Here is a 14,358-nt window from a genome sequence, read left to right on the forward strand (position 1 = left end):
CTTTCCTTGCGCGACTGACGCAGATCCGCGGGCCCGGGCTGTTTCATCCGTCGAGCCCTTCGCGCACCACGCGCTTCGATTTATGTGTGCTGCGAGGCAGGGTGCCGTGCGGCACAACATCGACAAGCGCGCGGACCTGTAAGCGAGTGCGGATCTCGTGAGCGAGGCGCTCGGCGATATCAGGCGATGCCGCTGTGCCGAGTGCTTCGACGCGCAGGCGGATGCCGGTGAGGAAACCGCTGTTTGCATCGCGCACGGAAGGGTCGAGCACGATCTGATACTCGCTGCTGAGTTCTTCGAAACCGTGTACGATCTGCTCCACCGATGAAGGAAACACGTTTACCCCGCGCACCACGAGCATATCGTCCGCGCGCCCCTGGACGCCGCCGGCGAGCCGCGCATGCCTGCGCCCGCACGTGCAGGGCGTGCTGTCCCTCACGACGATATCGCCAGTCCACCAGCGCACGAGCGGACCCGCCTGCTTGTCGAGATGCGTTAGGACCAGGACGCCCGGCGTGCCGTCGGGCACGTGCTCGGCGGTGTTGCTGTCCACCACCTCGGCATACAGGAAGTCTTCGGCGAGATGCGGCCCCGCCTGCGCATGACAATCCTGCCCGATGGTCTGGAATTCCAGACTGCCGTAGGCATCGAAACACTGTGCGTTCCAGTCAGCTTCAAGGCGTGCACGCGTTGCCGGCACGCTCGCACCGGTTTCGCCCCCCAGCATGATCCGGCGCACTTTGGACTCACGCGGATCGAGTCCCATTGAACGCGCAGTCTGCGCCAGGTGCGCGATGAACGAAGGGGTGCTGGTGAGCACGCTCACGCCGAATTCGAAGATGGAACGGATCTGTCGTTCAGAGTCCTGACTACCGCCCGGAATGCAGGTGGCGCCCAGGCGCTGATAACCAGCCGTGGCGCCCAGGCCCCCGACGAACCACGCATAGCCGAAGAGGCACTGATAGACATCGCCGCGCCGCACGCCCTGCGCGTGCGCATAGCGAGCGTAGAGGCCTGCCCAACGGTCGAGATCGTCGTCGGACCAGTACTGCGGTGACGGCGTGCCACTAGTGCCCGATGAAAAATGGATACGGCGCACGTCGGCGGGATCGACCGCGCGAAATTCGCCATATGGCGGCACGCGCGTGACGGTTTCCACATAGTCGGTCTTGCGCGTGAACGGCAATGCCCGCAGATCGTCGAGGCTCTTCAATTGCGATGCCGACCAGCCGGTTTGGGCAAAAACCCGGCGATAGTAATCGCTATGACGTCCTACATAGTCGAGTTGTGTGCGAAGACGGTCCAGCTGATACGCGGCGATCTGCTCACGGGACCATGTCTCGCAGGCGTCGAGCGGGGCGTCATGACAATCAGCGCCGGTGTCAGGCTGCATACGGCGCTCCAAGACCGCGCACGCAGAAACCGACTACGCCATCGGCCGTCGCACTGCGCCCCGCGGCGGTCTCGCCGCGCCGCGGCCGGTACCAGATCGTCGTCCAGTTGAGCGCGCCGAGCAGTGCCTTGACCACGACATGTGCATCCTGATTGGGCAATGTCTCGCGGCGCATCGCCTCTTCGATCGCCTCAACGAACATCGCTTCGTAACGGTCACGCATGGCGAGCAGTTCGCGCAAGCTCTTGCGTTGTTGCGGCGTGATCTGGCCATGCATGTGCATGTCGAGACCCTGCACGACAACGCATTGGAATTCGATGTTTTTCATGATGACAAGCACGTGTGCACGCGACATGGCCGCGATCCGCTGAATCGGATCGGCGACATTTTCAGCGGCCTTTCCCGTCTCCGTCATGATCATCTGCATGGCTTCACGATGAACTTCGAAGAAGAGGTCGGTCTTGCTTTTGAACGAATAGTAGATGCGGCCCTTCGTGCAGCCGAGCACGTCCGCGACATCGTCGATGCTCGTTGCGGCATACCCCTTCACCATGAACGCGCTCGCGGCAGCGCGCAGAATCTGCGCCGCGCTGCTGGCGTCGTCGTCGATGGCGGCTTTCCTGCCGCCGGTCGCGGCCTTCGGCGATTTCTGCGGGCGGGGCGCGCGGGTGCGCGGCGGGGGAACTTCTACATCGATTGTCATACAGCATCTCCTGTTGCTTGGGCCCGGATCGCGCGTGCTATCAGCAGGCGCTGGATCTCGGAAGTCCCTTCATAGATTTGCGTGACCCGCTGATCGCGATACAGCCGCTCGATCGGATTGGGCTTGACGTAGCCTGCGCCGCCGAAGATCTGCAATGCCGCGTCGATCACGTACTGGCTGGTCTCGCTTGCAATCAGCTTGGCCTGCGCCGCGAGCACGGACACGTCCTTGCCTGCGTCGTAGACGCGCGCGGCTTCGTAGGTCATGAGCCGTGCCGCAGAAAGCCGCGAGGCGAGGTCCGCCAGTTTAAAGCCGAGCGCCTGATGGTCGATGAGCAGTTCGCCGAAGGTGCGCCGCTGGACCGCGTAACCGACCGCAAGACGATAGGCGGCGAGCGCCATGCCGCATGCCTGCGCGGCCACGCCGACCCTCCCGACATCGAGCGATCCAAACGCCATGCGCAACCCTTCGCCCGGCGCAGCGAGCATGTGGCCCTGCGCGACCCAGGTGTCCAGTTCGATCGTGCTGGTGCGCGTGCCACGCATGCCCATCTTGTCTTCCAAACGGGTGTCGTCGACACCAGCTTCCTTTGCCGACACCAGGAATGCCGCGATCCCGCGCTTGCCTGTACCCGGCGCCGTTTGCGCGAAGACGACATACCAATGCGCGGCGCCGCCGCCGCCGATCCAGCACTTCTGGCCGCGAATGCGCCAGCCGTCGTTTTCGCGGTAGGCGAGCGTGGTCATTGATGCAGGATCGGAGCCCGCGCCGCGCTCGCTCAACGCGAAAGACACCGCTTCCCCGCGTTCCACCAGACCGCGCAAGAGCTGCGCCTTGAGCGACTCGTCGCGCATGAGAAGGAGTGGCGCCGCGCCAAGCTGAAGGGTCGCGACAATTCCACTCGTCGATGCGCAACTTTGTGCGATCTCCTCGACCACCGCGCAGTAGCCCACAAGGCTCGCGCCGCCGCCGCCGTGCGCGAGCGGCAACAGCATGGTCGCTATGCCGCTTTCACGCAGTTGCAGCACGCTTTCTTCCGGGTAGCGCTGGTCCCGGTCGATAGCCGCAGCGAGGGGTTCGAAATGGGCCGCGCTCAACTGCGCCGCGAGCGCATGCCAATGTCCTTCCGCTTCCGTCAACTCCGGTTCCCAAACGACACCGCCCCTCATCTTTTTCTCTGAGGATTGCTTGGCTGGAAGCACCGGCGCCACCAGTGGCGTGTGCGCGGATTGTTCGTTCACCGCGACCGCCGCGCCTGCTGAAATGTTCATTCGGGAAGACCCTGCGTGGTTCAAATCGGTTGACCTGGAAAAATACTGTGTAGTATTCTCGGTCATCAAATAATACTGATGAGTATGTTCCTGGTCAACAGGAATTCCTGCAGGGAAACCCCGTAAGCAGGCATGAGGAGACGAACCGTGGAAAGTGAACTTGCCGTTGCCCGTGCGCCATCGCAAGCGGTACTTCGCGTGTTTTGGGCGCCTGGTTGTTCGAGTTGTCTGCGCACCAAGGAATTCCTGAAGCGTCATGGCATCGCGTTCGAATCAGTGAATGTGGTGGCTGATCCGGCTGCCATGGATGAGTTGCATCGGTTGGGGGCGCGCAGCATTCCCGTGCTTGCGATCGGTGAGCGCTATGTGTATTGCCAGTCGCTCGCCGATATCAAGACGTTTCTCGATCTTGATCTTCCAGACGATGTCCGCCTCCCGGCCGACGTACTGGTTGAGCGCGTGAAGATTGTGCTCAAGAAGGCGATCGGATTTGTCCGGCAACTCACCGATGCCGTTCTTGACGGCCCTTTTCGCAACAGCTGGGCGCCGCCGCGCGGGCTGGCGCATCACGTCTTTCGCGTGGTCGAAGCGTTCCTCGAAGCACGCGACGAAGCGTGCGAGTTGAGTTACGAAATGACCATGCGTGGCACGCATGAAGTGTTGCCGGGCGAGGACGTCATCGCCTATGGACAGAGCGTGAAAACACGTCTCGACGCGTGGTGGACGAGCAATCGCGATGCAGATTTCACCACGATCCAGCCGACGTATTGGGGTGCACAGAGCCTGCACGAAGTGCTCGAACGCACGACCTGGCACTCGGCGCAACACGCGCGGCAATTGATGGTGGTGATCGAAGCGCAAGGGCAGACCGTTACCGATCCGTTGACTGCGGACGATCTGGCGGGTTTGCCCATGCCGGAAAAAGCATGGGACGACGAGTAGAGCGGGCGACAAGTGAGGAAGACGTGAATCTTGAAGATCAAGTGGTGGCGGTCACGGGAGCGGGACGGGGTATCGGACGCGAGATAGCCTTGCTGTGCGCGAAGGAAGGCGCGGCGGTTGTCGTGAATGACTACGGCGGCCCGTCGGACGACAGCGAGTCCAATCCTGGTGCAGACGTGGTGGCGGAGATCATCCAGGCGGGCGGGCGCGCGGTGCTCAATACGGCGAACATCGCAAATGGCGATGAGGCCGCCTCGATCGTCGACGATGCGCTGCACCACTTCGGGCGCATCGACGCAGTAGTGAACAACGCGGGAATCTTGCGGGATCGCATGTTCCACAAGATGAGCCATGCCGAATGGCACGACGTGATCGATGTCCATCTCAACGGCTACTTCCACGTGTCGAAAGCGGCAGCGTCGCATTTCAAGGAGCAGGGCAGCGGCGCGTTCGTGCACTTCACGTCGACATCAGGGCTGGTCGGCAATCTGGGACAAGCGAACTATGCGGCGGCGAAGATGGGGATCGTGGGTCTGTCGACTTCGATTGCGCTCGACATGCAGCGCTTCGGCGTGCGCTCGAACTGCATTGCGCCTTTTGCCTGGAGCCGCATGACGGCGTCCATTCCCGCGGAGACCGAGGCCGATCGCGCGCGCGTCGAGCGCCTCAAGACCATGTCCGCCGACAAGGTCGCGCCGCTTGCTGCGTTCCTTTGCTCGGCTCACGCGCGCGAGGTTACGGGCCAGGTCTTCTGCGCGCGGAAAAACGAGATTTTCCTGTTCTCGTTGCCGCGCCCGGTGCGCTCCATGCAGCGCGCTGAGGGCTGGACCGTCGATACCCTGGCCTCGGACCTGCTGCCTGCTTTCAGGCCGACCCTGCAGCCGCTGCAGCGTTCCTCCGATGTCTTCTCGTGGGACCCTGCATGAGTTCCGCATTCGACCCGCAGCGCTTGATCGACATGCCGCCACGCGAGACAGTTGCCGTACACGATGCACGCGATGTGATCATGTATGCGCTTGGCCTGGGTATCGGAATGGATTCAGCGACCCGCGACGCCACGCTGCGGTATGTCTTCGACCAGGACCTCCAGGTATTGCCGACCATGGCCGCGGTAATGGCGTGGCCCGGCTTCTGGATGAAAGAGCCGCAGTACGGCGTGACCTGGCAGAAAGTGCTGCATGCCGAGCAGTCGCTGGAAGTTTTCGCACCGTTGCCCGTAGCCGGCGAACTCATGAGCGTGCTGAAGGTGGAGCGTGTTGTCGATAAAGGCGCGGAGAAGGGAGCCATTCTTTACTCGCGGCGCGATCTCTACGAAGGACGTGCCGGCACGCTGCTCGCGACTGAAAGGCGTGGCACGTTCCTGCGTGGCGATGGCGCACGTGGCAGCGCGGGAGATGCGCCCGTTTGCGCACCGCACAGCGTGCCCGCACGTGCGCCCGACGCGATCGTGACGCTTCCCACGCGCGGCGATCAAGCGCTGCTCTATCAACTGAGCGGCGATCGCAATCCTTTGCACATTGATCCACGGCTTGCCGCATCGGTGGGATTCGCGCGGCCGATCCTGCATGGCTTGTGCACCTATGGGGTCGCGGCGCGCGCGTTGATCGAGTCCGTCTGCGAAGGCGATCACGCGCGCTTCAGGCGCATGGACTGCCGTTTTTCCACGCCGGTGTATCCGGGCGAGACGATCGTCACGTATGTGTGGTTCGACGACGACGGCGCTGCGTCGTTTGTCGCACGCACCGCCGAGCGCGATGCGCTGGTTCTGGGCAACGGCCAGTTCCTTTACCACCCTGACGCGGCCACGGCGAGCCGGGCGAGGAGACCTCTTCAATGATCGGGATACTGTCGTACGGCGCGTATGTGCCGCGCCTGCGCCTGCAGCGTGCGGCGATCGTCCAGGCGCACGCGTGGTTTACGCCGGGACTCAAAGCCCACGCGCGCGGCGAACGGGCGATGGCGAATTGGGACGAGGACGCCATCACGTTGGCGGTGGAAGCCGCGCGCGATTCGCTGTCGACCATGGCACGCGATGGTATCGGTTCGGTGTTGTTGGCATCGACGAGTTTGCCGTTCGCGGACCGGCAGAACGCAGGCGTTGTGAAGGAAGCCCTCAATCTCGCGGATACGATTTTCACGCAGGACGTCGTGGGCAGCCAGAAGGCTGGAACGGGCGCGCTGATCCAGAGCTTGCGTGCGGCGTCTGCGAGTGACGGCCCGACCTTGTGCATCGCGGCGGAACGCGCGAATGCGCGGCCGGGTTCCGAAGCCGAACTGATCAATGGCGACGCGTCGGCGGCGTTCGTCATTGGCGAGGGCGAACCGATCGCTACGCTTCTGGCCAGCCATTCGCTATCGGTGGATTTCGTCGATCACTTTCGCGGCAAAGCCGCGCAGTTCGACTACGGCTGGGAAGCGCGATGGGTCCGCGACGAAGGCTACGGCAAGATCATCGGCCGGGCGATTCGCGGGGCGCTCGATAAAGCGGGTCTCGCGGGAGATGCAATCGACCATTTGATCGTGCCCATTCCAGTGCGCGGCGTGGCCGAAACGCTTGCACGCGATGCCGGCATTCCGCCCGCCGCGATTGTTGATGGACTCGGCGAGTCGCTGGGTCATGCAGGCTGCGCGCAGCCGCTCGTGATGCTCGCCATGGCCTTGCAAAACGCCAAGCCGGGCGAGCGCATTCTCGTCACGGGTTTCGGGCAGGGGGCCGATGTCCTGATCATCGAGACCACGCTCGCGCTCGCGCATCATGTGCATCCGCGTGGAGTGGCCGGTTGGCTCTCGCGCAAGAAAGCGGAATCGAACTATCTGAAGTACTTGTTCTTCACCGGTGGCATCCGCCTCGATACCGGCATGCGCGCGGAGCTTGAGCAAAAGCAGCCGCTCACGGCGCTTTACCGGAACCGGGCGACCGTGCTGGGTCTTGTTGGCGGTATCGATACCGAGACCGGCGACGTGCAATATCCGGCGACCGGCTTTTCCGTGGCCTCGCGCGTGGCACGCAAGCTCGAGCCGTATCCGCTTGCCGAGCGCCCGGCGCGCGTGTTGACTTTCACTGCCGACCGACTCGCTTTTACGCCCGATCCGCCGGGATGCTACGGCATGGTCGAGTTCGATGGCGGTGGCCGCATGCTCGCCGAATTCACCGATGCCGACAGTGATCAAATCGAAGTCGGGCGTCCAATGCGCATGACCTTCCGTATCAAGTCGGTCGACCAGCAGCGCGACTTCACCAAGTATTTCTGGAAAGCGGCGCCAGCCGTATAAGGAACTCACATGCCCAAGGGTATTCGCGACAAAGTAGCCATTCTCGGCATGGGATGCGCGCGCTTCGGCGAGCGCTGGAACGACGACGCCGACGCGCTCATGGTCGAGGCTTACACCGAGGCGCTCGCCGATGCCGGCGTCGAGACCGCGCAGATCGACGCAGCGTGGCTGTCGGTCGGATTCGACGCGATGAACATCGGGCCGTCTGGCATCCCGCTCGCCATGGCGCTGCGGCTTCACGACATTGCGGTCACGAAGGTCGAGAACTATTGCGCATCAGGCACGGAAGCGTTTCGTGGCGCGGTGTATGCGGTGGCGTCGGGCGCGGCAGATATTGCGCTTGCGCTCGGCGTGGAGAAGCTCAAGGACACGGGTTACGGCGGCCTGCCCGTGCGCTCGCGGGGCACGACTTTCGACATGATTGGTGTCGTCGGTTCCGCGCCCGGCAATTTTGCACAACTGGCAGGCGCCTACCGCGCGCGGCATGGCGTGTCGCCGGAGGATCTCAAACGCGCGATGGCGCACGTCTCCGTGAAAAGCCATGCGAACGGCGTGAGCAATCCGAAGGCGCACCTGCGTAAGGCCGTGGACATGGACACCGTGATCAACGCGCCGATGATCGCCGAACCCCTGGGTCTCTACGATTGCTGTGGCGTGTCCGATGGTGCCGCCTGCGCGATCGTCACCACGCCTGACATTGCTCGCGCGCTCGGCAAAGGCGGTGAACTCGTGACAGTGAAGGGGCTGCAACTGGCGGTATCGAATGGATGGGAGTTGCAGGGTTCGGGCTGGGACGGCAGTTATTTCCATACCACGCGAATCGCCGCCAAGCGCGCTTACGACGAAGCGGGCATCACTCATCCTGCCGAGCAATTGAGCCTGATGGAAGTCCACGATTGTTTCTCCATCACCGAGCTTGTAACGATGGAGGACTTGCACGTGAGCGAGCCGGGACAAGGCTGGCGCGATGTTCTCGACGGCCGCTTCGACGCAGATGGCGACATCCCGTGTCAGATCGATGGCGGCTTGAAGTGCTTTGGTCATCCTATCGGTGCGTCGGGGCTGCGGATGATTTACGAAAACTATCTGCAACTGTTGGGACGCGCGGGCAAGCGGCAAGTCGGCAAGCCGCCGGTCTTCGGCCTCTCGCACAACCTGGGCGGCATGCCGAACCAGAACGTGAGTGCGGTCGCAATCGTCGGACTGGAGGGCGCGTAGATGACGATCGATGCCGAATTGCTCGGTCAGCTAAAAGATTCCGTGCGCCGCTACGTGCACGACAAACTCGTGCCGCTCGAGTCGCAAGTCGCCGATGACGACCGCGTGCCGGACGCGATCATCGACGACTTTCGCCGCATGGGGTTGTTCGGCCTCAGCACGCCGGAACATTACGGCGGCCTGGGACTGGGCGCAGCGGATGAAACCCAGATCATCGTCGAATTGACGTGGGCGTCGGCGGCCTTCCGGTCGATCGTCGGGATCAACCTGGGACTCGGTTCGCAAGGCATCCTGATGCATGGCACCGAGGCGCAGAAGGACCACTGGTTGCCGAAGATCGCGAGCGGCGAGGTGATCACGAGCTTCTGCCTGACCGAGCCCGATTCCGGTTCCGACAGCGCCGCTCTTCGAACTCGCGCAACGCTTGACGGTGACCACTATGTGATCAGCGGCAGCAAGCGCTACATCACGAATGCGCCCATTGCCGGATTGTTTCTCGTGATGGCGCGTACGCATGCCGAGCGCTTGCCGAAGAACGCGCACATCAGCGCGTTTCTCGTGCCCGCGGATACGCCTGGTGTCACGGTCGGTGAGCACGACAAGAAAATGGGGCAGGCAGGCGCATGGTCCGCCGATGTCTACTTCGACGACGCGCGCGTGCCGGCGAGCGCGATCATCGGAGGCGAGCCTGGACGCGGTTTCGTCACCGCGATGAAATCACTCGACCGTGGGCGTATCAACGTGTCTGCCGTGTGCGTAGGGCAGGCCCGGCGCATCCTGCACGAAGCGACACGCTACGCAGTCGAGCGCAAGCAGTTCGGCCAGCCGATCGGTGACTTCCAGCTCGTTCAGGCCATGCTCGCCGACAGCCAGGCGGATCTCTATGCCGCCGAATGCATGTTGCGCGACGTCGCTCGCCGGCACGACGCCGGCGAGCGTGTCTCGCTTGAAGCCTCCTGTTGCAAGCTATTCAGCTCGGAAATGGTCGGGCGCATTGCGGACCGTGCCGTGCAGATTCATGGCGGTGCGGGTTACATGCGCGACAGCGCCGTCGAGCGTTTTTATCGCGATGTACGACTGTTCCGCATCTACGAAGGCACGACTCAGATCCAGCAATTGATCATTGGCCGCGAATTGATGCGGCGCGCGCGTGGCTAAAACAAGGGATACAACATGGATCTGGGGATAGCAGGCAAGGTGGCGATCGTCACGGGTGGCGCGCGCGGCATTGGCGCGGCGATTTGCGACCGGCTCGCGGCGGAAGGCGTTCGCGTGGCCGTGGTGGACCTGGATGGCGATGCCGCCCGCATGCAGGCAAACCGGATCATGGAAAGCGGTGGCGAAGCCATGTCGCATCGCGTCGATGTCAGCGATGAAGCGTCTGTCAGCGCCATGACGGAGGTGGTCACGAAGGCATGGGGCAGCGTGCATCTGCTCGTGAACAATGCGGGCTTCACGCGCGACATGCGCATCACGAAGATGGCCATGAGCGACTGGGACAGCGTAGTCGATGTCATCCTGAAGGGCGCTTTCCTGTGCACGCGCGCGGTGCTGCCGCACATGACCACGGACCCGCAACGCTGGGGGCGGATCGTCAATATGTCGTCGCGCGCGCATCTTGGCAATGCGGGGCAGGCGAACTACTCGGCGGCAAAAGCCGGACTGATCGGATTCACGCGCGCGATGTCGCTCGAAAACGCCCGCTTCGGCGTGACGGTGAACGCGGTGGCGCCGGGCATTATCGATACGCAGGCCGTGCGGGCGCTGCCGCACTATGACAAGGTGCGCGAAGCTGCCGAGAAGACCACGCCGGTGCCGCGTATCGGGCAGCCCACCGATGTCGCCGACGCCGTCGCGTTTCTCTGCTCCGAGCGCGCGTCCTACATCAGCGGCGATGTCCTGCACGTTTGTGGCGGCCGCTATTGAATGTCGGCGCGATTTCGCAGTTGAAGGACGCACGTCCTCGCGACAACACCTTGACGCCGCGCTCCGCCGCGAACATGTCGAAGGTTTCGGCGCGCTCGTCCAGCTCGACACGTAATGTCTCGCCCGGATAGACCGGTGCAGTGAAGCGCGCTTCGATCGTGCGCAGTGCCGCAGACGGTAACCCGGCAGTCAGCAGCACGGCAAAACACGCTATACCGAATGTCGCCATGCCATGCAGGATCGGCTGAGGATAACCCGCCGACATGGCTGCACCTGGGTCGGCATGGAGTGGATTCATGTCGCCGTTGAGCCTGAACAAAAGGGCGGCTTGCGACGGGACGCGATGTTCCACCGTCACCGATGCTTGCGTGGGGGTGGATACGGTAGCGCGGGAACCGGGAAAGGGGCCGGCCATGAACCCGCCATCCCCGCGAAGGATGGACGTCATCTCGAGCGTGGCCACCGGCGCGCCGCTATCCGCTTCGCTCAACTCGCGCCGGGTCACGACACGCGCGCCACGTTGTTGCCCCCGATCCTCCACCAACATCACCCGGCTGCGGCTACGAACGAGTGCAGCCCCCGCCAGCGAACGATGCAGCGTGAGCCGTTGTTCCGCGTGCAGCATGTTGGCCCAATTAAGGCCGAGGCGCGGGTCCGCGAGCCAGGGCCCGGGATCGGCGAGAACGCATGCGAACGAGGGGAGTACCTCAAGGCCGGATTCGTACACGAAACGCAGGTGCGAGCGATCAGCGGCTTGCTCGCCGATGCCCAGCGACAGCGCGTAGAACATTGCGTCTCGTTCGTCGTAGTGCTGGACCACGTCCTCGATACGCCAGTTCAGCAACTGCGCGGGATCTAGCGACATTCGGCCGGCCGATACGGCTCAGCGCGCAAGTGCGATTGCCGCATCGTCCGCAATGCGGCCGCTCGCGTTGCCAAGCAGGGTGGTGCGAAACATCATGCGCGGTTGCGTCTGGTCGTAATCCGCGAGCGCGATATGCATGGCGCTGCGGTTATCCCACATCATCAGGTCCCCCACTTGCCATCGATGCCGGTAGACGTTTTCCGGCTGCGTGCTGTGCTCGTGGAGGTATTCCAGCAACTGGCGGCTTTCGGCGCGCGTCATGTCCTCGAAACCGACCGTTGTCATTTCGCTGACGTAGAGGGCCTTGCGCCCGGATTCGTCATGCACGCGTGCGACCGGCTGAAAAACGGGCGGATTGCGGCGCCGGATATCAGCAAGCTCATCGGCGCTGCGGTTGGCCTGCGTCTCCCGTGCGACCGCCATGTCGTGGAGCGCCAGCCGTCCATCCAGCATCGATTGCATGCCTGGCGACAGTGTTTCCCAGGCACGGTACATGTTGCAGAACATCGTGTCCCCGCCGACAGGAGGCAACACCGAGCAGTAGAGCAGCGAGCCTTTCGCTGGCCGGGTGGTCGTCGATAGATCCGAGTGCCACTGGCGGCCCACCGCGAGCCGTTTGCCGCCTGATTCGTAGTTGGTCACGAGCAGCACTTCCGGGTGTTCCGGGTGCCGGAACTTCGGGATGGAGGCGTGGTCGTCCAGCGCACCGAAACGGCGGCTGAATGCGATGTGCTGATGATGATCGAGCGTTTGCCCGCGAAACAGGAGGATGGTGTGCTCGTGCCACGCGTGGCGCAGTGCTTCAATGCATTCGTCGGACAAAGGCTCGCGCAGATCGAGCCCGATGACTTGCACGCCGATTGCCGACGCGAGCGGTTGGAGAGTAAAGGTCATGACGATATCTGGAGAGGTGACCGGTTCTGGGCGCAACGCTCAAACTTGTGAGATCTGCTGTTCTTCCGCCCAGAAAAGCAGGCGTTTTTGCAGCGCGTGCATGAGCATGTGCAGCACGATACCCATGGCGGACAGCACCACGAGCGCGGCGAAGACGCCCGCTGTATCAAGGTTGTTGTTCAACTGCATGATGAGATTGCCGAGACCCTTTCGCGAGCCCACGAATTCACCGACGATCGCTCCGAGCACGCTGAAGATCACTGCGATATGCAAGCCCGCGAAGATCATTGGCGCCGCGCTCGGCAAACGTACCATCGTGAAGATCTGCCAGCGGCTGGCGCGCAGGGAACGCATGAGTTCGACGCGCGACGAATCGGTCGAACGAAGGCCCACGATCACATTCACGAGAATGGGAAAGAACGCCACGACAGCGGCCATGATGACCTTCGACGTCATGCCGAATCCGAACCAGATGATAAAGAGCGGCGCGACGGCGACCTTCGGTGTTGTCTGGATGGCGATCAGATAGGGATAGATCGTTTTTTCGATGAATCGCGACTGTGCGATGAGCGCGCCGAGAGCAATGCCCGCAACCGTGGCGATCAGGAATCCGAGCAACGCCTCGGCGAGCGTCGTCAGGCCGTTGCTGATAAAAAGACCGCTGCGAAAACCATTCAGCAGCGCATGGTAGATATCGGACGGCGCGGGCGCGATGTACAACGGCACCGCCGCCATCGCAAAGCCGATTTCCCACACCGCCACCACCAGTACAAAAAGTCCCGGCACGCAGAGCCATTCTGGATGTTCCCTGAAGGCGGTCAGGACCGGATGGCGAGGCGCTGGCGCCGGCTGCGTCATGGCAAGTTCGGAACTCATTCGATAAACCCCTTGGCCTGGAAATGTTGACGGATACGGCGCGTGTAGATACCAAAGCGCTCCGTGGTCATGACATCGAGATCTCGTTCGACGCCCAGATCGACGTCGATCATGTCGGCAATGCGGCCGGGCCGGCTCGACATTACGAGCACGCGGCTGCCGAGAAACACCGCTTCGGGAATCGAGTGCGTCACGAACAGGATGGTTTTTCCCGACGCCCGCCAGATGCGGCGGATTTCGACGTTCATGGTTTCGCGGGTCATGGCGTCGAGCGCGCCGAATGGCTCGTCCATCAGCAATACGGCGGGATCGTGGACGAGCGCGCGGGCGATAGCCACGCGCTGCTGCATTCCTCCCGATAGCTCGTTCGGGTATCGCTGCGCGAAATCGGCTAGTCCGACCGTATTGAGGAGTTCATGCGCACGCGCACTGAGCTGAGTGCGATCCAGTTTGAGGACCGTCGCGGGCAGCATGACGTTCTCGAACGTGGTCTTCCACGGCAGCAGCACGGGGCTCTGGAATACGACACCAATGTCTCGCTGCGGGCCGTCAATGGCCGTACCGTTGACGCGGATCGTGCCTGATGAGCGGGTGATCAATCCCGCCAATAGCTTGAGTAAAGTCGATTTTCCGCAACCCGAAGGGCCCACGACAGTAATGAACTCCCCGGTATCGATAGTCAGGTCGATCGGCCCGAGCGCCTGGACCGGCTCGCCGTGACGCGTTCGATATTGCTTCTGCAAGCTTTCGATCTGTATGAGCGCGGCGAGCGGGAGATGCTTTTTCGCAGCAAGAGAAGTCAACGGGATGCGATCCATGGCAGGACGTGCTCTCCTTGAGCGCTTGGCAACAGTCAGAACATAGCAGCGATGCAGCGTTTTTTCGACGTCATCATACTCATCGGTATGTATCGACAAATAATACTGATGAGTATGTACCGGGTCAATAGAACGGCGTAGGTGTTTACTCTGGACGCATCGAGCGTGAAGGGGGAGAC

14 protein-coding genes are annotated in these 14,358 nt (G+C 62.6%); 7 read left to right on the top strand and 7 right to left on the bottom strand.

From position 1 onward, the window contains the following. Positions 1-43: 43 nt before the first annotated feature. Genes ACMX25_RS32965 through ACMX25_RS32975 form a run of 3 tightly spaced genes read right to left on the bottom strand, consistent with a single transcriptional unit; the run spans position 44 to position 3,265 of the window. Positions 44-1,393: a phenylacetate--CoA ligase family protein gene (locus ACMX25_RS32965; RefSeq protein WP_414954088.1), complete on the bottom strand. Its 1,350-nt coding sequence runs from the start codon at positions 1,391-1,393 to the stop codon at positions 44-46. Further along, positions 1,383-2,096, bottom strand: a complete 714-nt coding sequence (locus tag ACMX25_RS32970) for a TetR family transcriptional regulator (RefSeq protein ID WP_414954089.1) — start codon at positions 2,094-2,096, stop codon at positions 1,383-1,385. Before ACMX25_RS32970 ends, ACMX25_RS32965 begins: the two co-directional genes overlap by 11 nt. Next, a complete protein-coding gene (locus ACMX25_RS32975) occupies positions 2,093-3,265 on the bottom strand; it encodes an acyl-CoA dehydrogenase family protein (protein ID WP_414954119.1) in 1,173 nt (390 codons plus the stop codon). The genes ACMX25_RS32970 and ACMX25_RS32975 overlap by 4 nt, the downstream gene beginning before the upstream one ends. A 249-nt stretch (positions 3,266-3,514) precedes the next feature. Here ACMX25_RS32975 and ACMX25_RS32980 point away from each other — a divergent pair, with 249 nt between their 5' ends. Genes ACMX25_RS32980 through fabG form a run of 7 tightly spaced genes read left to right on the top strand, consistent with a single transcriptional unit; the run spans position 3,515 to position 10,726 of the window. Continuing rightward, positions 3,515-4,309, top strand: coding sequence for a glutaredoxin domain-containing protein (locus ACMX25_RS32980; RefSeq protein WP_414954090.1), 795 nt, complete (start codon positions 3,515-3,517; stop codon positions 4,307-4,309). Continuing rightward, positions 4,294-5,235: an SDR family NAD(P)-dependent oxidoreductase gene (locus tag ACMX25_RS32985; protein WP_414954091.1), complete on the top strand. Its 942-nt coding sequence runs from the start codon at positions 4,294-4,296 to the stop codon at positions 5,233-5,235. Before ACMX25_RS32980 ends, ACMX25_RS32985 begins: the two co-directional genes overlap by 16 nt. Further along, a complete protein-coding gene (locus tag ACMX25_RS32990) occupies positions 5,232-6,146 on the top strand; it encodes a MaoC/PaaZ C-terminal domain-containing protein (RefSeq protein ID WP_414954092.1) in 915 nt (304 codons plus the stop codon). Before ACMX25_RS32985 ends, ACMX25_RS32990 begins: the two co-directional genes overlap by 4 nt. After that, the gene (locus tag ACMX25_RS32995) at positions 6,143-7,582 is read left to right on the top strand and encodes an OB-fold domain-containing protein (RefSeq protein ID WP_414954093.1); all 1,440 of its coding nucleotides are present in this window, start codon (positions 6,143-6,145) and stop codon (positions 7,580-7,582) included. Before ACMX25_RS32990 ends, ACMX25_RS32995 begins: the two co-directional genes overlap by 4 nt. A 9-nt stretch (positions 7,583-7,591) precedes the next feature. Beyond that, on the top strand, positions 7,592-8,800 hold the full coding sequence (locus ACMX25_RS33000) for an acetyl-CoA acetyltransferase (RefSeq protein ID WP_414954094.1): 1,209 nt from the start codon (positions 7,592-7,594) through the stop codon (positions 8,798-8,800). Further along, positions 8,801-9,958: an acyl-CoA dehydrogenase family protein gene (locus ACMX25_RS33005; protein WP_414954095.1), complete on the top strand. Its 1,158-nt coding sequence runs from the start codon at positions 8,801-8,803 to the stop codon at positions 9,956-9,958. 15 nt (positions 9,959-9,973) lie between these two features. Then, a complete protein-coding gene (gene fabG, locus ACMX25_RS33010) occupies positions 9,974-10,726 on the top strand; it encodes a 3-oxoacyl-ACP reductase FabG (protein WP_414954096.1) in 753 nt (250 codons plus the stop codon). Here fabG and ACMX25_RS33015 read toward each other — a convergent pair. The 4 genes from ACMX25_RS33015 to ACMX25_RS33030 are packed head-to-tail and all read right to left on the bottom strand — an operon-like array spanning position 10,686 to position 14,179. Then, on the bottom strand, positions 10,686-11,591 hold the full coding sequence (locus ACMX25_RS33015; protein WP_414954097.1) for a MaoC/PaaZ C-terminal domain-containing protein: 906 nt from the start codon (positions 11,589-11,591) through the stop codon (positions 10,686-10,688). The genes fabG and ACMX25_RS33015 overlap by 41 nt on opposite strands. 18 nt (positions 11,592-11,609) lie before the next feature. Next, on the bottom strand, positions 11,610-12,485 hold the full coding sequence (locus tag ACMX25_RS33020; protein WP_414954098.1) for a TauD/TfdA dioxygenase family protein: 876 nt from the start codon (positions 12,483-12,485) through the stop codon (positions 11,610-11,612). Positions 12,486-12,524: 39 nt separating this feature from the next. Beyond that, positions 12,525-13,361, bottom strand: coding sequence for an ABC transporter permease (locus tag ACMX25_RS33025; RefSeq protein ID WP_414954099.1), 837 nt, complete (start codon positions 13,359-13,361; stop codon positions 12,525-12,527). Beyond that, a complete protein-coding gene (locus ACMX25_RS33030; protein ID WP_414954100.1) occupies positions 13,358-14,179 on the bottom strand; it encodes an ABC transporter ATP-binding protein in 822 nt (273 codons plus the stop codon). Before ACMX25_RS33030 ends, ACMX25_RS33025 begins: the two co-directional genes overlap by 4 nt. Between the last annotated feature and the right edge of the window lie 179 nt (positions 14,180-14,358).

This window comes from Caballeronia eucalypticola, from assembly GCF_047608185.1.
GTDB lineage: Bacteria > Pseudomonadota > Gammaproteobacteria > Burkholderiales > Burkholderiaceae > Caballeronia.

Excerpts from the sequence above, each read along its gene's own strand:
- ACMX25_RS32965 (WP_414954088.1), bottom strand. The coding sequence starts at position 1,393 with ATGCAGCCTGACACCGGCGCTGATTGTCATGACGCCCCGCTCGACGCC.
- ACMX25_RS32970 (WP_414954089.1), bottom strand. The coding sequence starts at position 2,096 with ATGACAATCGATGTAGAAGTTCCCCCGCCGCGCACCCGCGCGCCCCGC.
- ACMX25_RS32975 (WP_414954119.1), bottom strand. The coding sequence starts at position 3,265 with ATGAGGGGCGGTGTCGTTTGGGAACCGGAGTTGACGGAAGCGGAAGGA.
- ACMX25_RS32985 (WP_414954091.1), top strand. The coding sequence starts at position 4,294 with ATGGGACGACGAGTAGAGCGGGCGACAAGTGAGGAAGACGTGAATCTT.
- ACMX25_RS32990 (WP_414954092.1), top strand. The coding sequence starts at position 5,232 with ATGAGTTCCGCATTCGACCCGCAGCGCTTGATCGACATGCCGCCACGC.
- ACMX25_RS32995 (WP_414954093.1), top strand. The coding sequence starts at position 6,143 with ATGATCGGGATACTGTCGTACGGCGCGTATGTGCCGCGCCTGCGCCTG.
- ACMX25_RS33000 (WP_414954094.1), top strand. The coding sequence starts at position 7,592 with ATGCCCAAGGGTATTCGCGACAAAGTAGCCATTCTCGGCATGGGATGC.
- ACMX25_RS33005 (WP_414954095.1), top strand. The coding sequence starts at position 8,801 with ATGACGATCGATGCCGAATTGCTCGGTCAGCTAAAAGATTCCGTGCGC.
- fabG (WP_414954096.1), top strand. The coding sequence starts at position 9,974 with ATGGATCTGGGGATAGCAGGCAAGGTGGCGATCGTCACGGGTGGCGCG.
- ACMX25_RS33015 (WP_414954097.1), bottom strand. The coding sequence starts at position 11,591 with ATGTCGCTAGATCCCGCGCAGTTGCTGAACTGGCGTATCGAGGACGTG.
- ACMX25_RS33020 (WP_414954098.1), bottom strand. The coding sequence starts at position 12,485 with ATGACCTTTACTCTCCAACCGCTCGCGTCGGCAATCGGCGTGCAAGTC.
- ACMX25_RS33025 (WP_414954099.1), bottom strand. The coding sequence starts at position 13,361 with ATGAGTTCCGAACTTGCCATGACGCAGCCGGCGCCAGCGCCTCGCCAT.
- ACMX25_RS33030 (WP_414954100.1), bottom strand. The coding sequence starts at position 14,179 with ATGGATCGCATCCCGTTGACTTCTCTTGCTGCGAAAAAGCATCTCCCG.